Consider the following 20,586-nt stretch of genomic DNA (forward strand, 5'->3'; position numbering starts at 1 on the left):
TAGCGAGCGGCAAGCCGGCCAACGTTGGCTTGCGACGCCGGCTCTGCCATCGGCGTATTATTCTTGATATATACAGTCAAGTTAAATAGACGAAATCAATGCCACCTGCCGCAACCCGACCGTCGCAGACATTGCCCGCCGGTATCCCGGAACAAAACGGCTCGTTGCGCGCGCGGATGGAGCGCCGGATCACCGGCTTCGTCATGCTGGCAATCCTCTTTTGCCTGCTCGTCCTCGTCAGCATTGCCGTCGGCGCCCGGCCGATATCGCTGCCCACGGTCATCGACGCCCTCCTCCATCCCGATGCCGGGCGCGACGCGCTCGTCGTCTGGCAATTGCGCCTTCCGCGCACCGCGCTCGGCATCGTCGTTGGCGCGGCTCTGGGGTTGGCCGGCGCACTCATGCAGGCGCTGACGCGCAATCCACTCGCCGATCCGGGCTTGCTGGGCATCAATGCCGGAGCGTCCTTCTGCGTGGTCATCGCCATCTCGGTTTTTTCCATCACCAGCTATTCCGGCCTCGTCTGGTTCGCGATTCTCGGGGCCATGGCCGTCGCCGTCATGGTCTATCTTCTGGCCGTGAGCCCGGCATCCTCGGTCGAGCGCGTGCGCCTCATCCTCGCCGGCGCGGCCATCAGCGCCAGTCTGGGCGCCGTCACCGGCATCATCACCATGGTCGATAGCCAGGCGTTCGATTCCTATCGCTTCTGGGTGGTCGGCGCGCTCAACGGACAAACCGTCGACAGCCTGTGGCAGGTGATCCCCTTCGCGGCCTCGGGCGGCCTTATCGGCCTTGCCCTGTCCGGCCAGCTCAACGCCGTTGCCCTGGGCGACGATGTCGCCCGCGCCCTCGGCGTCCGGCTGGGCCTGCTCAAGGCCGCCGGCTTCGCATCCATCGCCCTCCTCTGCGGCGCGGCCACTGCCGCTGCGGGTCCCATCGGCTTTGTCGGCCTCGTCATCCCCCACACCCTTCGGCTGCTGCTCGGCCCCGATTGGCGCTGGGTGCTGCCCTATTCGCTGCTCGCCGGCCCCATTCTCGTTCTGGCCAGCGATATCGTGGGCAGGGTCATCGCTCCGCCCGGCGAAATCGAAGTTGGCATCGTCACCGCCTTCATCGGCGCGCCGGTCCTGCTCAAACTGGTGACTTCCACCCGAAAGGAGCGGCCATGACTCCCCTGCGCCGGGCGTGGCGCCCATCGGCCGGGGTGTCCATCCTCTACGACCGCCGGACGATCATCGCTGTGTCCGTGCTCGTCCTCGCGATTTTCGCCCTCGGTGTCGTCACCATGACCACCGGACAATACCAACTGACGCTCGCCGAAATCTGGCGGATCCTTACGGCCCCCGACGATCCTGTGGGCGGCATGATCGTCCTCGGCCTGCGCCTGCCACGCCTTCTCGCCGCAATTTTCGTAGGGGCGGCACTTGGCGTTGCCGGCGCGGTCTTCCAGTCCATCGCCCGAAATCCCCTGGCCAGCCCCGATATCGTGGGCTTCACCACCGGTTCGGCCAGCGGCGCGCTGGTCATCATTCTCATTGCTGGACAGGGCGGCATGGGTATCGCTGTTGGCGCGCTGATCGGCGGCTTTGCCACCGCATTGCTCGTCTATCTCATCGCGCTCGAACGCGGCGTGGTCGGCCAGAAGCTGATCGTCGTCGGCATCGCCATCGCCGCCATGCTCGGCGCGGCCAATGATTTCCTCATCACCCGCGCCGAACTGGAACGCGCCCAGGCCGCCAAAACCTGGCTTTTCGGCTCGCTTCACGCCACCGGTTGGGAAGTGACCACCATGCTGGCCCTCGGCTGCCTCGTCTTGCTGCCCGCCATACTCGCGTTCTCGGACAAATTGCGGATTCTCGAAATGGGCGATGACCTCGCCTCGGCCCTGGGCCTGCCGCTCGGGCGGTCCAAGCTCGTCCTGCTGAGCCTTGCCGTCGGGTTGACGGCCCTCGCCATCGCCGGCGCTGGACCCATCGGCTTCGTCGCCCTGGCCGCACCGCAGCTTGCGCGCCGCCTGACGCGTACGCCCGGCATGGGCGTCGTGTCCTCGGCGACGATGGGAAGCCTGTTGGTCGTGGCCGCCGACCTGCTCGCCCAGCGCCTTCTCGCGCCTCTGCAAATTCCCGTGGGCTTGCTGACGGGCGCTATGGGCGGAATTTACCTGATCTGGCTACTCGCCCGCGAATGGCGAAAAGGCGACGGCGCTACACGAAGCCCGACTTGAGCCAGCTTCCCACCTTGGCGAGATAGCCGTCCGAGCCGGTGATCTTGCGCATCGGGCGCGGCTGGACGTATTCGGCCCCGCACACCTGCGGATAGACCAGCATGCCTGCAACTGTCGCGAAGGCCGGTCCCTTGGCACGGTCAGGCAACCCCGAAATCCCCAACGGACGCCCGTTGCGCACATTGCGCGCCAGCATGCGCCGGGCAAGCTCGGGCAATCCGGTCAGGTCGGACCCACCGCCGGTCAGCACGAAACGCCGGCCGGAAATGTCCATCATGCCCGTCGCCTGCATCCGGTCGCGGATCGCTTCGAGAATTTCCTCGACGCGCGGCCGGATCACCCGCGTCAGCATCTCGCGCGATATCGAATTGGGCGATTCATGGGAATTGGCCCCGATGGGCATCACGGTAATCACGTCGGTCTCGTCGGTCTGCCCCGGCAGGCAAGAGCCGTAAAGGGTCTTGAGCCGTTCGGCATCCGCCACGCTCACAGAGAGCTGGCGCGCGATATCGAGGGTGATGTGATGCCCGCCGATCGCCAGCGCGTCGGCATAGACCAGATGCCCGTCGGCGAACACCGAAACCGTCGTCGTCGCCCCACCCATGTCGATGCACGCAACGCCCAAATCGGCCTCGTCGTCCACCAGCGTCGCCAGCCCCGAAGCATAAGGCGTCGCCATCAGCGCCTCGACTTCCAGGTGACATTTGTTGAGCGCCAGTTCGATATTGCGCATGGCCAGCGTTTCGGCCGAAATCACCGCCACATCGACGCCGAGCGTCTCGCCCACCATGCCGCGCGGATCGCGCACGCCCTTCTGCCCGTCCAGCGCATAGCCGATCGGCAGCGCGTGTATGATCGAGCGCTCGTCGCGCACGCTGCGCTCGTTGACAGCGATCAGCACGCGGGAAATATCGGACGGCTCGACCTCATGGCCGTCGAGCGAAACCGTCGCCGAGAACGTCTCCGATCCCAGCCGCCCCGCCGTTACGTTGACCACCACCGACTGCACGGTGATCCCCGCCGCGCGCTCGGCCATGCCGACCACCGAACGGATTGCCTGCTCGGCCTTGTCCAGATCGGTCACCACCCCGCTCTTGACCCCCGCCGAGGGTCCGTATCCGAAGCCGATGATTTCGGCCACATGGGTGCGCCCGCGCAGCGCCCTGCCCTCGGGGCGCGGCACCAGCCGCGCGATCACGCAGCAAATCTTGGTCGATCCGATGTCGAGCACCGTCACAAGCGAAGACCGTCCGGGCTGAACGGGCTTCAAACGCGCTGTCATCGCAGAGGTCATCATTGGTCGTCTTCTTCGCGAACGGTCGGCCGCACGGCCACATACTGCGCCACGCGCATGTCGATCAGATCGAGGTCACGCTGTAGCAATTGGTGATCCAACTGATAGTCGTTGAGCCGGCCCAGGGCATCCACCACCCCGGTTTCGGGCAGTTGTACGCGCAGGCCGGAATAAAAGATCAAATCCCAGCGCCGATCGGCAACCCGGTTCAGCGCCGCGAGGTCGAACGTCAGGTCCGGATAGCGGTTGACGAGATTGATCATCGCCAGCGCGTCGTCCCCGGCCCCTTCCCCGATCACCAGCGGCAGCTCTGCGTTCTCGATCCCCGCCGGGGCTATGGGCGAACCCGAGGCGTCGACAAGCATCGTCGCGCCATCGATCCGCCAGCGCGCCACCGGCTGTTTTTCTGTGATCGAGACGACCAGCGAATCCGGATAGACCTTGCGGATCGTCGCTTCCGCGATGGACGGAATTTCTTCCACCCGCAGCCGCGCCGCCGCGATATCGAAACCCAGGCTCGTCGAGCCTTCCTCGATCCCCAGCGCATGGGCGACATCGGCCTCCCGCGTCAGCGACAGCCCGTTGATCTCGATGCTCGCTATCGAAAAGCCCACATCGGCCATCTGCCCGTTCATGAGAGCGGCGACGACCCCCAGGCCCTCGCCCAGATCCTCGCGCATCAGATAGCCGCCGATCGCCAGCGTCACCGCCACCAGCAGCGCGATGACCCGCAGCGCCAGCCGCTTGTGCAGCACCCACCAATTGCCCAGCGTGACCAGCATCCCGCCACGCCGGCGCACCGGCACCAGCATGGTCCGTCCGCCCGGAACCAGCGCCCGATCACGCGTCGTGGGGGAAAGGCTGGAGACCACGCGCAGGGCGGGGCGCTCGATCCGCGGCGCAGGCGGCGCGAGAGGCGCTGAAACGGGCGCGTCCATCAGGGACTCCTTGCGCCTCACCTGTTGCAACTTGCGTCCTCCACGATCCAGCTGACCAGCTCTTCGAACGAATGGCCGGCATGGGCCGCCAGCTCGGGCACCAGAGAGGTCTTGGTCATGCCCGGCTGGGTATTGATCTCCAGGCACACCAGCTCGCCGTCGTCGCCTCCGCGCGGGTCGTACCGGAAGTCGCTCCGCGTTACGCCGCGACAGCCCAAAGCAGCATGCGCCATCAACGACATTTTCTGAACTTTTTCGTAAATTTTCGGTGAAACCTGCGCCGGCAACTCATGCCGCGACCCACCCGAGACGTATTTGGCCTCATAATTATAGAAAGACAGGTCGGTGACGATCTCGATCACCCCCAGCGCCACATCGCCCATCACCGCGCAGGTAAGCTCGCGCCCCGGGATGAACCGCTCGACCATCAACTCCTCGTCCCCGTCCCAATCGGTGCGCAGGATCTCCTGCGGCGGATGCTCCTGCCCGTCCTTGACGATGAACACGTTGACGCTCGACCCGTCATTATAGGGCTTCACCACATAGGGTGGCGCCATCACATGGGTCCGCGCGATCTCGTCGCGCGTCGCGATCACGTGATCGGTGACGTTGACCCCCGCCGCCTTGAACATCACCTTGGCCTGATGCTTGTCCATGGCCAGCGAGGAGGCCAGCACGCCCGAATGGGTATAGGGAATCCCCAAAATCTCCAGCAGCCCCTGGATGGTCCCGTCTTCCCCGAACCGCCCGTGCAGCGCGTTGAACGCCACATCGGGCTTAAGCCGGGTCAGCACGTCGGCGATATCGCGGCCGACGTCGATCTCGGTCACCTCATACCCGGCCCGCCGCAGCGCCTCGGCACATTCGGCGCCCGAATTGAGCGACACCTCACGCTCATGCGACCACCCGCCCTTGAGCACCGCAACATGTTTGGCCATCACCCGTCCCGCCTTCATTGTCCTAATCGCCTGCCGTCTTCGCCCCTCTCCCCTCATGAGGGGAGAGGGCCGGGGTGAGGGGTGCTCTGAGTCAGCCCCGATCACCCCACCCGCTATTTCACGCCGCCAAACACATCCCCATCGAGAAATTCCCGGACTTCCCGCCCGGCCTCGAAATGCCCCATCCGCCGGATTTCCCACACCAGGTCGATCCCGTGCTTTTCCCGCACTTTCGCGCGCACGGTCTCCCCCAGCGTCTCGATATCATGGGCGCTCGCCGCATCGAGGTTGATGAGAAAATTGGTGTGCATCTCGGAAACCTGGGCATCCCCGATCCGCAATCCCCTGCACCCAGCCTCATCGACCAGCCTCCAGGCCGAAAGCCCATCGGGGTTCTTGAAGGTCGATCCACCCGTGCGCGTATTGGTCGGCTGCGTCGACTCGCGCCGGTCGGTGATCTCGCGCATCTTGGCGAGGATTTCCTCGCCATCCCCCGCGCTTCCCTCGAACACCGCCGACGTGAAGATCACGCCCTTGGGTCCGTTCGATTTGCGGTATCTGTAGCCCATCTCGGCGTTGGACAATTCGACGATCTCGCCGCTCCGGTCGACGCCCCGCAGACTCACCACCCGTTCATGGGTTTCCGTGCCGTAGCATCCCGCGTTCATGTAAAGCGCTCCGCCGATGGCCCCCGGAATGCCGCGATAAAACTGCATCCCGTCGATCCCAGCCTTGGCCGCCGCCGTCGCCACCTTGACGTCCGGCAGCCCCGCCCCGACCCGGATGCGGTGCCCCTCGAGGATTTCGGTTCCCCCGAACGCCTTGGCCGGCAGCTTGATCACCACCCCATCGATCCCGCCATCGCGGATCAGAAGGTTCGAGCCCAGCCCGATCACCGTCACCATGATCTCGGCGGGCAAATTCTTGAGGAACAGCGCCAGATCGGCCTCGTCGGCCGGCTCGAAATAGAGCTGCGCCGGCCCGCCCACGCGGAACCAGCTCACCTTGGCCAGCGGATGATTGGCGATGAGCGTGCCCCGCACCTCGCCGATCCAGCCGGCAAATTGCACAAGAAGATCAGGAAAGCTCATGCGCTGGCCCGCGCCTTGCCGGCCAGTTCGGCTTCCAGTTCGCCCGGCAGCGCCGCCGCCCAGAGCGTAATGTTTCCGGCCCCCAGCAGCACCACATAATCGCCGGCGGCGGCCCGCTTTGCGAGCAGCCCGGCCAAATCTTCCGGCCCGGCGATCACGCGTGCATCCCGATGCCCGCGCGCCCTGATCCGGTCGACCAATTCGGTATGGGTCACCCCCTCGATCGGTGCTTCGCCCGCCGCATAAACCGGCGCCACCAGAACGGTATCGGCCTCGTTGAAGCACGCGGAAAAATCGTCGAACAGGTCCTTGAGCCGCGAATAGCGGTGTGGCTGCACCACGGCTATCACGTCGCGCCGCGCCGATTGCCGCGCCGCGCGCAGCACCGAGGCGATCTCGACAGGATGGTGCCCGTAATCGTCGATCACCGTGATCCCGTTGACGTCCCCGGTCTTGGTGAAGCGGCGCTTGACCCCGCCGAACCCCTTGAGCCCCGCACGGATCTGCTCGTCGGAAATCTTGAGTTCCTGCGCCACGGTAATCGCCGCCGTCGCGTTGAGCACATTGTGCATCCCCGGCATGGGCAGTTCCAGCCCGGCGATGGTGCGCGTCCTGCCGCTCACCCGGTCCCGGATCACCACCGAAAATCTCGATAGCCCGTTGTCGTTGGTCACATCGATCACCCGCACGTCGGCCTGCGGGTTGCGGCCATAGGTAATCATCCGCCGGTCTTCGATCTCGCCCACCAGCGCCTGCACCGTGGGATGGTCGAGGCACATCACCGCGAAGCCATAGAACGGCACGTTCTCCACGAAATTGCGGAACGCTTTCTTGACCCCGTCGAAATCGTGATAATGATCGAGGTGTTCGGGATCGATATTGGTCACCACCGCCACGTCGGCGGGCAACTTCACGAAGGTGCCGTCGCTCTCGTCGGCCTCGACCACCATCCAGTCGCCCTGCCCCAGCCGCGCATTGGTACCATAGGCATTGATGATGCCGCCATTGATCACCGTCGGATCGAACTGGCCCGCATCGAGCAGCGCCGCGACCATCGAGGTCGTCGTCGTCTTGCCATGCGTACCCCCGATGGCGATGCAGTTCTTGAGCCGCATGATCTCGGCCAGCATCTCGGCCCGGCGCACGATCGGCAATCCCCTGGCACGCGCCGCCTTGAGCTCGGGATTGTCCTTCTTGATGGCCGAAGAGACCACCACCACCGCCGCGTCGCCGATGTTTTCGGCCTTCTGCCCGATCTTGACCTCGATGCCCATCGCCTGAAGCCGCCCAACATTGGCGTTCATGGCCGCGTCCGAGCCGCGCACCACGTAACGTTGGGTGTGCAGCACCTCGGCGATACCGCTCATCCCGATCCCGCCGATGCCGATGAAGTGCACGGGCCCGATATCGCGTGGCATCTTGGTGTTCATGATTGTCCTTTGGCGGTTTGCTCGACGAGATCGGCCAGCCGTTCGACGGCGTCGGCCACGCCCACCGATTGCGCGGCCTGGGCCGCGACGGCGAGACGATCCGGAGCGAGGAAGAGATCGTGAAGCTGGGTGGCAAGAGATTGCGGTGAAAGCGTGGCTTGGTCGGCCACCCACGCCCCTCCCGCCCGCTCCATCACCAGCGCATTGGCGCGCTGGTCCTGATCGAGCGAACCGGGGAGCGGCACGAGGATGGCCGGCCGGCCCAGAACCGCCAGTTCGGCGACGGTCGAGGCACCCGCCCGCCCGATCACAAGATGGCTATTGGTGATCCGCTCGGGCAAATCGGCGAAAAACGCCGCCAGTTCCACATTCACCCGCGCCGCGCGATAGGCCTCGGTCACCCGGTCGAGGTCTTCTTCCCGGCATTGCTGGGTCACGTTGAGCCGCCGGCGCAGCTTTTCATCGAGCTCGGCGATCGCCGCCGGCACGATGTCGGAAAAGGCCCGCGCCCCTTGGCTGCCCCCGAAGACCAGCAGATTGATCGGCCCGTCCTCGGTCAGCGCCGGATAGGACGTGCCCGCCACGGCGCGCACCCTGTCGCGCACCGGGTTGCCGACCAGCACTTTCCGCAGCTTGAATTTTTCCGCATGCGCCGTGTCGGCAAAGCTCATCGCCAGCACCTTGGCGAACCGCGCCAGCGCCCGGTTGGCCCGGCCCATCACCGCGTTCTGCTCGTGCAATATGCCCGGAATTCCGAGAAGCGATGCTGCAAGGAACGGCGGAAAGCACGGATACCCGCCAAAGCCCACCACGGCTTCGGGTCTGATCTCGCGCAGAATACCCATCGCCTTGGCCGTACCCCCCATTATCGTCGCGCCGGCCTTGACGAATTTGACCGGGTTGCGGATCGAGGGGGTCGCCGCCGGCACCACATGGATGCCGCTCGCCGGAAATTCGGCGCCATAATGGGTGACCCGTTCGTCGGTCACCAGATGGATATCGTGGCCGCGCCGGCGCAATTCCTGCGCCAGAGCCATGGCGGGAAAGAGATGTCCTCCCGTTCCCCCGGCCATCAAGGCAAAAGTGCTCATATTACCCGTTCTTCAACGCGCTGCGGATCGGCAGGCCGGTGGCGAATGTTTCTTCCGGCTTGCGGCGGGTCAGCGCCAGCAATAACCCCATGCCCAGCGCAATGGCAATCATCGAGGTGCCGCCATAAGAGACGAAGGGCAGCGTCATCCCCTTGGGCGGGATCAGATTGAGGTTCACCGTCAGATTGATCGCCGACTGCACGCCGAACTGCACGGCCAGCGCGCTCGCCGCCAACCTGTTGAACAGGCTCTGCTGGCTCAGCGCCAGATTGAGCGCCCGCACCACGATAAAGGCGATGAGGCACACCAGCATCAGGCAGAAGACGATACCGAACTCGCTCGCCCCCGCCGCGAATACGAAGTCGGCGTGGGCGTCCGGCAGGTAGCGCTTGGCGATTCCCTCGCCCGGCCCCATCCCGAACCATCCGCCCTCCAAAAGCGATTCAAGCGCCCGCTCGGCCTGATAGTTGTCGCTTGTCTCGGGATTGACGAAGGCGTCGATACGGCGCGCCACGTGTGGGAAAGCGAGATAGGCAAGTCCGCCCAATCCCACCGCCCCTGCGGCGAGCCCGCTGATCACCCACCAGGAAATTCCCGAAAGAAACAGCAGCGCGCCATAGGTCGCCACCATGAGCGCGGTCTGCCCCACGTCCGGCTGCAACAGCAGCAAGGCCACGATGAGCCCCGTGGTCGCCATGGCAAGGATATGCCCGGGCACATCCTTGCGCTTCATCCGCTCGGAAATGAACCACGCCGCCATGATCGCATAGGCGGGCTTGACGAATTCGGACGGCTGGAGCGATTGCCCCATGAACGACACCCAGCGGCGCGCGCCCTTGACCTCGACGCCATAACGCAGCGTCATCGCCAGCAACCCAATGCCCCCGACCAGCGTCACGAGCGCGATCACCCGCGCCCAGCGCGCATTGACCAGCGACGCCAAGATCATCACGGCGAGCGCGGGAATGCAGAACATCACATGGCGCTGGGTAAAATGCCACGGCCCCAACCCGATCCGCTCGGCCACCGGCGGGCTCGCCGCAAAGCTCAGCAGCACCCCGAACCCCATCAACGCGACCAGCGCAAACAGCAATTCGCGGTCCACGGTCCACCACCACTCGGCGATGGGGGTTTTTCGTTCTCGGGAAAACCAGGCGGAAATAGCAGTCAATGCACGGCTCCGATACGCGGCCAGATAATCACTTCAAGCAAAACGCGGCAGCCCAACCCCGACGCACGTCTTGCAGAATGCAAAATTACCACCCGAGTGGTTACCATTTCGCAACCATGCGAAAAGCCCACCACCGCCAGAACCTTATCCCCGTCCCTCTCCCCACCCCGCTGTCACCCGGGGCAACAAGCGAGTGTTTGAGGCACGGCGCTACCCCCTCTCCCGTCTGTCATTCCGGGATTCATTCCCGGAATCCAGTTTCAGCCCCTCCCCAACTCCACCGTCGAGACCGTCCGCAGCACCGGCCCCAGCTCCCCTTCTCCCCTTGAGGGAGAAGGTGGCCGCGAAGCGGTCGGATGAGGGGTGCGCTGAGCCTGCGCCAAACGCCCTCTTCAAAACTTATCCCCGTCCCCAAAACCCACGCCATAGTATGCCCACGACCCCGCACTCATGGACGCAAGCGCAACGAACGTTTGGGCGGGATCGGTTCGGGTCCGTTGGCGGTCGCGTCAGCGGAGGCAGAAACGTTCCCAGCGCCGACCCACGGCACGGTCGAGGGTGTACTGGCGAAAGCCAGCGGGGATTGGCCCCAGCATGAGAGGACGACCAGGCCCAAAATCCCGGATGCATGGGGCGATGACCGCTTCATACTAACAATTACAGCACGAGGCGCTCATCGCCCCATGCCGTCTACAAATCGTTCACAACCGCAGCGGGCACCGCGTGCGGCATATTGGTGCGTGATGATTCAGCAAGGATCGGACGAACCGAAGGTGAGGACCCCGGCGACCGTTGTCGCCGCCCCGTCGGAGGCGCAGAGAGCGGCATAGCGCATTTTTCGCGCGTCATGCCGCGAACGGTACGCGCCGTGGGACAAAACAAAAGCTCAAGCTCACCTGAGCTTGAGCGAGCTCAACCCGATCAGCGCCAGCACCATCGCGATGATCCAGAACCGGATGACGATCTGGCTTTCGGTCCATCCCAGATGCTCGAAGTGATGGTGAATAGGCGCCATCTTGAACACCCGCTTGCCTGTCAGCCGATATGACGCCACCTGCACGATCACCGACACCGCCTCGAGCACGAACAGCCCGCCCACGATGGCCATCACGATCTCATGCTTGGTCGCCACCGCGATGGTCCCCAGCGCGCCGCCCAGCGAGAGCGATCCGGTATCGCCCATGATGATCTGGGCCGGAGGTGCGTTGAACCACAGGAACCCCAGCCCCGCCCCGATCAGCGCCCCGCACACGATCGACAGCTCGCCCGTCCCGGGAACGAAATTGAGGAACAGATAGTCCGAATAAACCTGGTTGCCCACGAGATACGCGATCAGCCCGAACGCCGAAGCCGCGATCATCACCGGTACGATGGCCAGCCCGTCGAGCCCGTCGGTGAGGTTCACGGCATTGCCCGCCCCCACGATCACGAACGCCCCGAAGATGAAGAAGAACAGCCCCAGATTGATCGCCAGATCCTTGACGAACGGCAGCAGCAAAGCATTCTCATAACCCGCCGGCGACTGGCTGGCGATGATGAGGCAGGCCGCGATCGCAATCACCGACTCGATCGCCAGCCTCGGCTTGCCGCCGAAGCCCTTGTGGTTCTGGTGCTTGACCTTGAGGTAGTCGTCGTAAAACCCGACCAGCCCGAATCCGGTGGTGACCAGCAGCACCGCCCAAACATAAAGATTGGAGAGATCGGACCAGAGCAGGATCGAAACCAGCGCGCCCGACAGGATCATCAGCCCGCCCATTGTGGGCTTGCCCTTCTTGGTCAGAAGGTGGCTCTGCGGCCCATCCTCGCGGATCGGCTGGCCCTTGCCCTGCCGCACGCGCAGCGAATTGACCATGCCGGGCCCGAACAGGAACACGAAGAACAACGCCGTGATGATCGCGCCCCCGGTCCTGAAGGACAGATAGCGGAAGACGTTGAAGACCGGAACCGCATCGGCGAACTGCTGCAGGAAATAGAGCATGGAATCGGGTCAGTCTCTCAAAGTGGCAAAACATTCGCGTATTCTTGCGACGAGAGTCCCCAATCTCACGCCCAGCGATCCCTTGAGCATAACTGAGTCGCCAAGCGCAAGAGCGTTCAAAACACTTTCGGCAATCTCATCGACCCGCTGCGCCTTGCCCGCCACACGTTCGGGGGGCAGGCGATCGGCCAGCCCGGCCATCGAATTGCCGACGAGGAACACCGCGTCCGGCCGCGCCGCCAGAACCGCATCGGCCAATTCGAGGTGGTAGAGCGGGCCGCGTTCGCCCAGCTCGAGCATGTCGCCGAGCACCAGCACGCGCCGCCCGCTGCCCTGCTCCTGCTGCCCGAACACATCGAGCGCGGCGCGCATGGAAACGGGATTGGCGTTGTAGCTCTCATCGATCAGCCGCAGTGGATTGCCCGGATCGCCCAGCAGCGTCAACGCGCCACGCCCCTCGGGCGCTTTCTGCTCCCTGAGGGCCTCGACGGCTTTTGCCAAATCGCCGCCCAAAGCCCGCACCGCCAGCAGCGCGGCGGCGCTGTTGACCAGCGCGTGCCGTCCGCGCGCGGCGATAGCAACGTCGACATCGAGACCATCGCCCGCTATCCGGGCGCGTCCACCGGTCGGTCCGGCCGTGATCGCATCAACCAAAACGTCGGCGCCCTCGGTCATGCCATATGTCAGCGTATCGAGCCCCTTGTCTCGCGCGCTGGCCAGCAACCGTTCCGCGTGGGGATGGTCCGCCCCGATGATCGCCAATCCGCCGGGCACGACGCCGGAAAAGATTTCGGCCTTGGCATCGGCAATGGCTTCGACGGACGGAAAGAACTCGATATGCACCGGCCCCACTGTCGTGACCACCGCCACATGCGGCCGGATCATCGCCGTCAGCGGCGTGATCTCGCCGGCATGGTTCATGCCCACTTCGAACACCCCGAACTCGGTATCTGCCGGCATGCGCGCCAGCGTCAGCGGCACGCCCCAGTGATTGTTGAAGCTTTTGATCGAAGCGTGCGTCTTCCCGCTCGCCTCCAGCGCCACGCGGATCGCCTCCTTGGTCGAGGTTTTCCCCACGCTCCCCGTCACCGCCACGATCCGCGCGTTGGATCGGCTGCGAGAAAACCGCGCCAGTGCATTCAACCCTTCCAGCGCGTCCTCGACAACAATCAGCGGCAACCCCGAAAGCCGACCTGCTTCGGCCCGGCTGACCAGCGCCGCCACCGCCCCCGCCTCGATCGCCTTAGCGACGAAATCATGCCCGTCGAAATTCTCGCCCCTTATGGCGACGAACAGCGCCCCCGGCACGATCTCGCGCGAATCGATGGAAATGGAGGAAACCGCATCGGCGCCAACGCCCTCCGCGCGTCCCCCCGTCGCCGTGACGATTTCGGAAATCGAATACAGCGCGCCCATCAGCCCCTACTCGCCCAGTGCCGCACGGACGACTTCATGGTCCGAGAAATGGTGCTTGACCGTGCCGATGATCTGATAGTCCTCATGCCCCTTGCCGGCCACCAGAACCGTATCCTCGGGACCCATTTCAGCGATTGCATGGCCGATGGCCTCCGCCCGGTCCCCGATCTCGACAGCACCCGGCGCTGCCGCAAGAATTTCGGCGCGGATGGCTTCAGGGTCCTCGGTGCGCGGATTATCGTCGGTGACGATCGTCAGATCGGCCAGATCGATGGCGATCCTGCCCATCTCCGGCCGTTTGCCCCGGTCCCGGTCTCCCCCACAGCCGAACACCACGATCAACCGGCCCTTGGTGAAGGGACGCAGGGTTTCGAGCACCACCTTGAGCGCCTCGGGCTTGTGAGAATAGTCGATGAACACATTGCCGCCATTGCGGCTTCCGGCAAATTCGAGCCGCCCCTTGGCGCCTTCGAGATGTTCCAGCGCCTCCATGGCAACCGCGTTGGGCACGCCGCTCGCCATGGCAAGCCCCGCCGCCACAACCGCGTTGGACACCTGGAAGCGCCCGACCAGCGGCAGCAGCACCTCGAAATCCTCGCCGACCAGCTTGCCCTTGATCCGCTGCCCCCGTCCCTCGGGCACGATCTCGGTCACGTCGATATGCGCCCCGCCTTCGCCAACGGTAAAAACTGTCGCCCCGCGATCCAGCGCCGCAAAGGTGAACGCCATGCCCTCTTCGGTGTCGCAATTCACCACGGCGGTCGTCTTCTCGTCGATCAGCTCGCGAAACAGCCTCAGCTTGGCGTCGCGATAGCTGTCGATATCGAGGTGATAATCGAGATGGTCGCGATAGAGATTGGTAAAGGCCACAGCCTCGAACTTCACCCCATCGAGCCGCCGCTGGTCGATCCCATGGCTGGAGGCTTCGAGCGCCACATGATCGACGTCCTGCGCCTTGAGGTCGGCAAGCGTGCGATGCAGCGTCAGCGCATCGGGGGTGGTGAGTTCTCCGGGCACCAGCGTATCGCCCACCGTCAGACCCAGCGTTCCAAGGCTCGCGCCGCGAATACCCGCATGGGCCCAGATCTGGCGCACGAAGGAAACGACCGAGGTCTTGCCATTTGTGCCTGTCACCGCCACGCAATGGTCCGGCTGCGGCCCGCTCACCATAGCCGCGGCATGGGCATAGGCGGCCCGCACATCGGCAACCGCGACCACCGGAATGCCCGGATCGGTCTCGGGCCGCTCATCGGTCACGATCACCGCCGCCCCGCGCCCCACCGCTTCATGGGCATAGGCAATGCCGTGCCCGCGCGAGCCGGGCAGCGCAAAAAACGCATCGCCCTTTCCCAGCAGCCGGCTATCGGCGTTGAGTCCCGATATCGCGATCCCCGCCGCGCCTTCGGCACCTTCGATGCCACCCAGAACGTCCACGAGCATATACGGCAAGATCAAAAACCCCATAGTTCCGATAGCGGCGGATCAGAGCTCGGTCGTCGAGACCGGCGATTGCTGCAATCCGCCTCTCAATTCGGCGGGAACAAGCTGCGTGTCAATCGCTGGATCGAGATTTGGCTGGATGCCGAGCATGGGCGCGATCCGCGTCACGATGCGGCCGGACATCTCACCGGCGTTCCAGCCCGCCGTTCGACCGGTCCGTTCGTTTTCCGGCTGCGGCTCGTCCACGAGGATCATCATGGCATATTGCGGGTTGTCGAGTGGGAAGGCCGAGACGAAAAAGGCAGTGACCTTGCTGCTCGAATACCGGCCATCGACGACCTTTTCAGCCGTGCCGGTCTTGCCGCCCCAGCGATAGCCCTCGGCGATAGCATTGCCCCGACTGCCCGACCCCGCCGTCGCATTAATGCGCATCAAATAGCGGATATAAAGGCTCGTCTGTTCGGAAATCACCTGGGGCGCGTTGGCCATGGCCTGCTCCTGGGTGCGCTCGAACAGGGTAGGCTCCACCAGCCGTCCACCGTTGACGAATGCACTCACCGCCCGCAGCGTCTGCAGGGGCGTGACGCTCAGCCCGTGCCCGAACGACGCCGTCGCCGCGCCCACTTCCGAAAAACTCTCCGGGATCGCCGAGCGGGTCACTTCGGGCAACTCGATTGGCGGCGCGCCGTCGAAACCCATGCGGGAGATGAAGGCGCGGAAATTGTCCTTGCCCATCGCCTGCATCATCTTGATCGTGCCGATATTGGACGAGAACTGATAGACTTCGGGCACCGACAGGATGCGGTACTTTCCGTGGAAATCCTCGATGGTGTAGCGCCCGAAGCGCACGCCGAAACGCGCGTCGATCTGATCGGTGATCCGCACCGCCCCGCTGTCGAGCGTCGCCGCCATCGTGATGGTCTTGAACGTCGAGCCCGGCTCGAATTTGGCGGCGGTCATCCGGTTGAAATGCCCTTCCTGCAGCATGGAGGCGGGCAGGTTGGGATCGAAATCGGGGAGCGATGCCATGGCGACGATCTCGCCGGTATTGACGTTCATGATCGCCCCCGCCGCGGCAACGGCTTGGTAGCGTTCCAGCGAATCCACCAATTCGTCATGCAGGACGTGCTGCACGCGCAGATCGATCGAAAGATTGACAGGCGTAAGGGCGCTGTCGCGCGCCAGTCCCAGATTCTGCAGCAGCGCGAGATTGTCGTCGTCGAGATGCTTTTCGATGCCGGCGATGCCGACATTGTCGATATTGACCGCCCCCATCACATGAGACGCGACGGTGCCGCCGGGGTAAAAGCGCTTGCTCTCCTCGACGAAGTCCAGCCCGGGAATGCCCAGCCGCATGATGCGTTCCTGCTGGGCCGGCGTCAGCTCACGCGCCACCCACACAAAGCCCTGGTCGCCCGTCAGCCTGTCGCGCAGCCAGGCCGGATCGAGATTGGGCAGGACGGTCAGGATCGCATTGGCCGCCTCGTCCACATCGATGATCCGGCGCGGTTCGGCAAAGAGCGATGGCACGCGGATGTCGACGGCCATCTCCAGCCCGTTCCGATCGAGGATCGAAGGACGCGAAGCCATGATCGCGTCGCGCGTCTGGCCTTCGATGGTCGTGTCGAGCTCGATATTGCCCAGCCAGACCAGGCGCCCGAACATCACCGAAAACACCAGCACCACGAAAACCATCGCCCAACGGATGCGCGCGCCGGTGAGATTGCCGCGCGTCTTGCGCGAACCGTCGATGGAAATCGTGTCGTGGCCGGCGGTTATGGCGCTCATAGCAAACCCTCCAGCAGCGAACCGATGGGGTCCTCCCCCGCCTCGATGGTTTCGAACAGCGCATCGAGCGCATCGGTGTCGAGCCGTTGCTGCGGACGCATCGGCAGATCGGAAAAGCTTCCGAACTGCTCGACCTTTGCCACCTGCAGATTGAGCACGTCATTGTGGCGATCGACGATGGGTTGAATATGCGTCGGCTGGTTGAGATAGGCCCAGTCCGCCTTGAGGATGGAGAGGTCGGCCTGCTGCTTGGCGATCGCCGATTCGATGCGCCCGATTTCCTCGGCCGTCAGTTCCGCCATGTGCTTTTGCGAATAGACGGCGACCACCGCGATTACCGCGATGATGCCCAAAATGATATTGAGGCGATGCAGGAACCAGCTCATGCGGCACCCCGCCTGAAACCCGGAACCCCGAGCCCCGTCGATTGCACCGGTCTTGCCGGGGCCGCCGTTCTCACCGCGCTCCGCAGCGTCGCCGAACGCGCGCGCGGATTGCGGTCGAGCTCCACCGCTCCCGCCTTCACCGCCTTGCGCACCGGCGCCCAGCGGGATTCGACAGCCGCCGCCTGCGGCAGATGCCGGGACTGCGTGCCTGCGGTTTTCGATTGATCGAAGAACCGTTTGACGATCCTGTCTTCAAGCGAATGAAACGTCACTACCGCCAGCCGTCCACCCTCGGGCAGCAGGCGCTCGGCGGCGAAAAGCGCCTCGACAAGTTCGTCGAACTCGCCATTGACCGCGATGCGGAGCGCCTGGAACGTCCGCGTTGCCGGATGCGGCGCACCCGGCTTGCGGCCGACAGCCTTTTCGATGACCTGCGCCAGCGCCAGCGTGTCGGTGATCGCCCCCGCTTCCCGCGCCGCAACGATGGCTCGCGCGATTCGCCGCGAGGCGCGTTCCTCCCCGAATGCGAAAATCAGATTGCCCAGATCGGCTTCGCTGAGCGTATTGACCAGATCGGCGGCGCTCTCGCCCTGCCGGCTCATGCGCATGTCCAGCGGCCCCGAGCGCATGAAGGAAAACCCGCGCTCGGCCTGATCGAGCTGCATCGAACTGACCCCGATATCGAGAACCACCCCATCGACCGGCTCTTCACCCGCCAGCGTATCGAGATCGGAAAAAGCGCCCTCGACAAAAACGAACCGTTCGGGAAATTCCGCTCCAAGCCGTTCGGCAAAAGGCATCACCGTGGGGTCGCGATCGATCGCGACGACATGCGCGCCCTCCCCGGCCAGTGCACGCGAATACCCTCCGGCACCGAACGTGCCGTCGACGATGCGCGCGCCCTCAAGCGGCGCAAGCGCCTCGAGCACTTCGCTCAACAGAACCGATTGGTGGGAAGATTGCGGCTCGCCCATCTGGTCAGATACTCGCGCCCGGCGCTCCCTGGGACAGCCGATCCCGTCGGCCGGAACTCAAAACTTGAAACAAAGCGGAATTGCTCCACTTTGATCCACATTGCATCCCAGTCTTTAAGATTCTGTTTCCCAAACTGGCTCGGAGTGCTTCCAGCAAAAGTGGGCACCACTTTTGCGGTTCGGAAGCGCGACAAACCAAAAGATGGGGCGGTCTCCCGCCCAACCGCCGAATGGGGGAAAAGAGACACCAGTTGACCTGTAAGCCGGGTTCTGTAGGGCCTGTGCCTTGCGGCACAGACGCGGCGACCATTCATCTGGGAGCCCTGTCGCCAGGACCCTCATGCAACCAACCCGGACGACAGGCCGTGAAAACGCGGCTGGAGCCAAAGCTCCCATCGTCCCTATTCGGTCTTGCTCCCGGTGGGGTTTACCGTGCGGCCTCCGTTGCCGGACGCCCGGTGCGCTCTTACCGCACCCTTTCACCCTTACCCCGGACGAACCGGGGCGGTTTGCTTTCTGTGGCACTTTCCCTGGGGTCGCCCCCGCCGGGCGTTACCCGGCACCGTGTTCTCATGGAGCCCGGACTTTCCTCTGCGCAAACGCACAGCGGCCGCCCGGTCAACTGGTGACGGGCTGATGTAGGGTGCGCCATGCCATGCGGTCAAGTCGCTTCGCTGGGCGCTAGAACCGGACGCGTTCCGCGCGCCTGGGTTACATCGCGATAGGCGGTGTTGATCGAAGCCATCTTGGCCGATGCCAGCCCCATCAATTCCTCGGGCACACCCTTGGCGACCATCCTGTCGGGATGATGCTCGGCCACCAGCCGCCGATAGGTCCTGCGCACTTCGTCATCGGTCGCATCGGGCGCCAGGCCCAGCACCGCATAAGGGTCGCGACGCCCGCTGGAGAGCAGCACGTGCTGGGACGCGATCTGCTCGAACCGGACGGTATCGAAGCCGAAGATTTCGCTGATCGCCTCCAGATACGCCAGCTCGTCCCCATGGACGATGCCATCCGACGTGGCGATCTCGAACAGCGCATCGAGCACGTGCTCAAGCGTCGCCGGGCTGTCGGCGAAGAGCTTGCGCACCTTGCGTGCATAGCTGTCGAACCCGGTAACGTCCTGCTGCGCCAGCGCAAAAAACCGATCCACATGCCGGTCGGCGCCTTCGGGGATATCGACGAGCTTGTGGAAGGTGATCACCTCGCGCCGGCTCACCACCCCGTCGGCCACGGCCATCTTGGCCGATAACGCGATGATCGACATGGTGAAGGCCGTATCCCGTCCCCCCGGCAGCCAGTTGTCGGGATCGAGGATATTGGCGATTCCACCCGCCAGCCCGCTCCCCTGCGAGAACGAGCCAAGCAATGACGCGATTTGCTGCCAGATCGACATAGGCGAATTCCGTGCGCACCCCAAGCCAATGGCGACCGATCGTCAGGAACAATCCGGCACAAGCAAGGCCGAAGCAGGCTCATGCGTCAATGCGCGCCAAGGGAGGCGTCTTATGTCACGATTTGGGTGCCTCCGAAAGACCGCGAGCAGCCTATTCGTAAATGAACCCGAACGGATTGCCGAGCGGCTGCGGTTGCGGCTGCTGGCGTTGCACCGTCACGCGACTGTTGATGTTGGGAACCTGTTCTTCATAAACCCAGACGACCTCGCCATTGGGGCCCACGACCCCCACCAGTTCGTCCTGGTTCGGATCGTAATTGGTCCGCGCCTCGAATTCGGAAACGCCCGGCATCGGCGCCAGTCCCTCGCGCTCGGGCAGCCTGATGGTCTGGCCCTGCTGTTCCCCGAAAGCCGCACCGGCGATGGCGTCATAATCCAGCCCCGTGCTGGGCGCGGTTTGCACGCCAAGATTGGCCGGTCGTGGCTTGGGCAGCGGCGGCTCGATCACGGCCACCTGCGTATCTGCGGGCTCGGCGATCGGCTCCGGCACCACCGCCGTGGGCGTTTCAGGCACCGTGGGAATGGCCGCCACCTGCGTGTCGTCCACCGCCTCTTCCTCGCCGCCCAGCGGACGGCCATTGACCGTCACGACGGGCCCGGCAGTCTCGACCTGCCCCCGATCGCGCTCGGCCTGCGAAACCGATGGAAAGCCTGCGCTGTCCGCCACCCGGTCGGGCGCGGTCGCGGGTCGCGTGGCTTCACCCGGCGCCTCGTCGGCAGCCGGTTCGGCCACATCCACCACGCCCGCTTCGGGCGCATCATTCCCCTGCAGGGCCGCGCCACCGACGACGCCAACCAGCAAAAGCAGCATCGCACCAGATGCTATGGGTCGAGACAGTATCATTCCAGCATCCCATTGAAATGCTCTAGCGGCCAGAACCGCCGCCGCACAAAGGCATTTAATCGCCCCTGAAAATGGCAGCAGTTTGGTGAACGGGACGTGAATAATGCCACGCCCGCCCTTGCAGAAT

At 64.4% G+C, this 20,586-nt stretch carries 17 protein-coding genes and 1 other RNA gene; 2 read left to right on the forward strand and 16 right to left on the reverse strand.

Annotated features, from left to right (window positions below; all coding sequences use genetic code 11):
• Window positions 1-98: 98 nt before the first annotated feature.
• Both V4T21_RS10865 and V4T21_RS10870 read left to right on the forward strand, forming a co-directional pair.
• Entirely contained in the window at window positions 99-1,169 is a 1,071-nt protein-coding gene (locus tag V4T21_RS10865) for a FecCD family ABC transporter permease (protein WP_332716430.1), read from the forward strand.
• Window positions 1,166-2,224 (forward strand): FecCD family ABC transporter permease, encoded by a 1,059-nt coding sequence (locus V4T21_RS10870; RefSeq protein ID WP_332716433.1) that lies wholly within the window; start codon window positions 1,166-1,168, stop codon window positions 2,222-2,224. Before V4T21_RS10865 ends, V4T21_RS10870 begins: the two co-directional genes overlap by 4 nt.
• On the opposite strand, the gene ftsA is transcribed toward V4T21_RS10870, so the two are convergent.
• The 16 genes from ftsA to V4T21_RS10950 all read right to left on the reverse strand — a co-directional run bounded on the left by ftsA (window position 2,205) and on the right by V4T21_RS10950 (window position 20,426).
• A complete protein-coding gene (ftsA, locus tag V4T21_RS10875) occupies window positions 2,205-3,521 on the reverse strand; it encodes a cell division protein FtsA (RefSeq protein WP_332716436.1) in 1,317 nt (438 codons plus the stop codon). The two genes, V4T21_RS10870 and ftsA, sit on opposite strands and share 20 nt — an antisense overlap.
• Window positions 3,518-4,456 (reverse strand): cell division protein FtsQ/DivIB, encoded by a 939-nt coding sequence (locus V4T21_RS10880; RefSeq protein ID WP_332716437.1) that lies wholly within the window; start codon window positions 4,454-4,456, stop codon window positions 3,518-3,520. The genes ftsA and V4T21_RS10880 overlap by 4 nt, the downstream gene beginning before the upstream one ends.
• A 17-nt stretch (window positions 4,457-4,473) precedes the next feature.
• Entirely contained in the window at window positions 4,474-5,394 is a 921-nt protein-coding gene (locus tag V4T21_RS10885) for a D-alanine--D-alanine ligase (RefSeq protein ID WP_332716440.1), read from the reverse strand.
• 113 nt (window positions 5,395-5,507) lie between these two features.
• A complete protein-coding gene (gene murB, locus V4T21_RS10890) occupies window positions 5,508-6,485 on the reverse strand; it encodes a UDP-N-acetylmuramate dehydrogenase (protein ID WP_332716442.1) in 978 nt (325 codons plus the stop codon).
• Window positions 6,482-7,915: a UDP-N-acetylmuramate--L-alanine ligase gene (gene murC / locus V4T21_RS10895; RefSeq protein WP_332716445.1), complete on the reverse strand. Its 1,434-nt coding sequence runs from the start codon at window positions 7,913-7,915 to the stop codon at window positions 6,482-6,484. Before murC ends, murB begins: the two co-directional genes overlap by 4 nt.
• Window positions 7,912-9,006, reverse strand: a complete 1,095-nt coding sequence (gene murG / locus V4T21_RS10900) for an undecaprenyldiphospho-muramoylpentapeptide beta-N-acetylglucosaminyltransferase (RefSeq protein ID WP_332716447.1) — start codon at window positions 9,004-9,006, stop codon at window positions 7,912-7,914. The genes murC and murG overlap by 4 nt, the downstream gene beginning before the upstream one ends.
• Before the next feature lies 1 nt (window position 9,007).
• Window positions 9,008-10,177 (reverse strand): FtsW/RodA/SpoVE family cell cycle protein, encoded by a 1,170-nt coding sequence (locus V4T21_RS10905; protein ID WP_332716449.1) that lies wholly within the window; start codon window positions 10,175-10,177, stop codon window positions 9,008-9,010.
• A gap of 892 nt (window positions 10,178-11,069) precedes the next feature.
• Window positions 11,070-12,155 carry a phospho-N-acetylmuramoyl-pentapeptide-transferase gene (mraY, locus tag V4T21_RS10910; RefSeq protein WP_332716451.1) on the reverse strand — a complete coding sequence of 362 codons (1,086 nt, stop codon included), beginning with the start codon at window positions 12,153-12,155 and terminating at the stop codon, window positions 11,070-11,072.
• A 9-nt stretch (window positions 12,156-12,164) separates the two neighbouring features.
• Complete coding sequence (locus tag V4T21_RS10915; RefSeq protein WP_332716453.1) at window positions 12,165-13,571, reverse strand: UDP-N-acetylmuramoyl-tripeptide--D-alanyl-D-alanine ligase; 1,407 nt, start codon at window positions 13,569-13,571, stop codon at window positions 12,165-12,167.
• A gap of 6 nt (window positions 13,572-13,577) precedes the next feature.
• The gene (locus tag V4T21_RS10920; protein ID WP_332716603.1) at window positions 13,578-15,011 is read right to left on the reverse strand and encodes a UDP-N-acetylmuramoyl-L-alanyl-D-glutamate--2,6-diaminopimelate ligase; all 1,434 of its coding nucleotides are present in this window, start codon (window positions 15,009-15,011) and stop codon (window positions 13,578-13,580) included.
• Window positions 15,012-15,053: 42 nt separating this feature from the next.
• A complete protein-coding gene (locus V4T21_RS10925; RefSeq protein ID WP_332716455.1) occupies window positions 15,054-16,799 on the reverse strand; it encodes a peptidoglycan D,D-transpeptidase FtsI family protein in 1,746 nt (581 codons plus the stop codon).
• Window positions 16,796-17,185, reverse strand: a complete 390-nt coding sequence (gene ftsL, locus V4T21_RS10930; protein WP_332716457.1) for a cell division protein FtsL — start codon at window positions 17,183-17,185, stop codon at window positions 16,796-16,798. Before ftsL ends, V4T21_RS10925 begins: the two co-directional genes overlap by 4 nt.
• The gene (gene rsmH, locus V4T21_RS10935; RefSeq protein WP_332716458.1) at window positions 17,182-18,159 is read right to left on the reverse strand and encodes a 16S rRNA (cytosine(1402)-N(4))-methyltransferase RsmH; all 978 of its coding nucleotides are present in this window, start codon (window positions 18,157-18,159) and stop codon (window positions 17,182-17,184) included. Before rsmH ends, ftsL begins: the two co-directional genes overlap by 4 nt.
• 243 nt (window positions 18,160-18,402) lie before the next feature.
• Window positions 18,403-18,785, reverse strand: an RNA gene (gene rnpB / locus V4T21_RS10940) — RNase P RNA component class A.
• A gap of 35 nt (window positions 18,786-18,820) precedes the next feature.
• The gene (locus V4T21_RS10945; protein ID WP_332716460.1) at window positions 18,821-19,555 is read right to left on the reverse strand and encodes a TerB family tellurite resistance protein; all 735 of its coding nucleotides are present in this window, start codon (window positions 19,553-19,555) and stop codon (window positions 18,821-18,823) included.
• A gap of 151 nt (window positions 19,556-19,706) precedes the next feature.
• Window positions 19,707-20,426 (reverse strand): hypothetical protein, encoded by a 720-nt coding sequence (locus V4T21_RS10950; RefSeq protein ID WP_332716462.1) that lies wholly within the window; start codon window positions 20,424-20,426, stop codon window positions 19,707-19,709.
• Window positions 20,427-20,586: the final 160 nt, after the last annotated feature.

Origin of the sequence: Pelagibacterium mangrovi, assembly GCF_036662815.1 — a bacterium.
Taxonomy (GTDB): domain Bacteria; phylum Pseudomonadota; class Alphaproteobacteria; order Rhizobiales; family Devosiaceae; genus Pelagibacterium; species Pelagibacterium mangrovi.

Bases quoted from the DNA above. Each gene is read 5' to 3' on its own strand.
- V4T21_RS10865 (WP_332716430.1), top strand. From the start codon at position 99: ATGCCACCTGCCGCAACCCGACCGTCGCAGACATTGCCCGCCGGTATC.
- V4T21_RS10870 (WP_332716433.1), top strand. From the start codon at position 1,166: ATGACTCCCCTGCGCCGGGCGTGGCGCCCATCGGCCGGGGTGTCCATC.
- ftsA (WP_332716436.1), bottom strand. From the start codon at position 3,521: ATGATGACCTCTGCGATGACAGCGCGTTTGAAGCCCGTTCAGCCCGGA.
- V4T21_RS10880 (WP_332716437.1), bottom strand. From the start codon at position 4,456: ATGGACGCGCCCGTTTCAGCGCCTCTCGCGCCGCCTGCGCCGCGGATC.
- V4T21_RS10885 (WP_332716440.1), bottom strand. From the start codon at position 5,394: ATGGCCAAACATGTTGCGGTGCTCAAGGGCGGGTGGTCGCATGAGCGT.
- murB (WP_332716442.1), bottom strand. From the start codon at position 6,485: ATGAGCTTTCCTGATCTTCTTGTGCAATTTGCCGGCTGGATCGGCGAG.
- murC (WP_332716445.1), bottom strand. From the start codon at position 7,915: ATGAACACCAAGATGCCACGCGATATCGGGCCCGTGCACTTCATCGGC.
- murG (WP_332716447.1), bottom strand. From the start codon at position 9,006: ATGAGCACTTTTGCCTTGATGGCCGGGGGAACGGGAGGACATCTCTTT.
- mraY (WP_332716451.1), bottom strand. From the start codon at position 12,155: ATGCTCTATTTCCTGCAGCAGTTCGCCGATGCGGTTCCGGTCTTCAAC.
- V4T21_RS10915 (WP_332716453.1), bottom strand. From the start codon at position 13,571: ATGGGCGCGCTGTATTCGATTTCCGAAATCGTCACGGCGACGGGGGGA.
- V4T21_RS10920 (WP_332716603.1), bottom strand. From the start codon at position 15,011: ATGCTCGTGGACGTTCTGGGTGGCATCGAAGGTGCCGAAGGCGCGGCG.
- V4T21_RS10925 (WP_332716455.1), bottom strand. From the start codon at position 16,799: ATGAGCGCCATAACCGCCGGCCACGACACGATTTCCATCGACGGTTCG.
- ftsL (WP_332716457.1), bottom strand. From the start codon at position 17,185: ATGAGCTGGTTCCTGCATCGCCTCAATATCATTTTGGGCATCATCGCG.
- rsmH (WP_332716458.1), bottom strand. From the start codon at position 18,159: ATGGGCGAGCCGCAATCTTCCCACCAATCGGTTCTGTTGAGCGAAGTG.
- V4T21_RS10945 (WP_332716460.1), bottom strand. From the start codon at position 19,555: ATGTCGATCTGGCAGCAAATCGCGTCATTGCTTGGCTCGTTCTCGCAG.
- V4T21_RS10950 (WP_332716462.1), bottom strand. From the start codon at position 20,426: ATGCTGCTTTTGCTGGTTGGCGTCGTCGGTGGCGCGGCCCTGCAGGGG.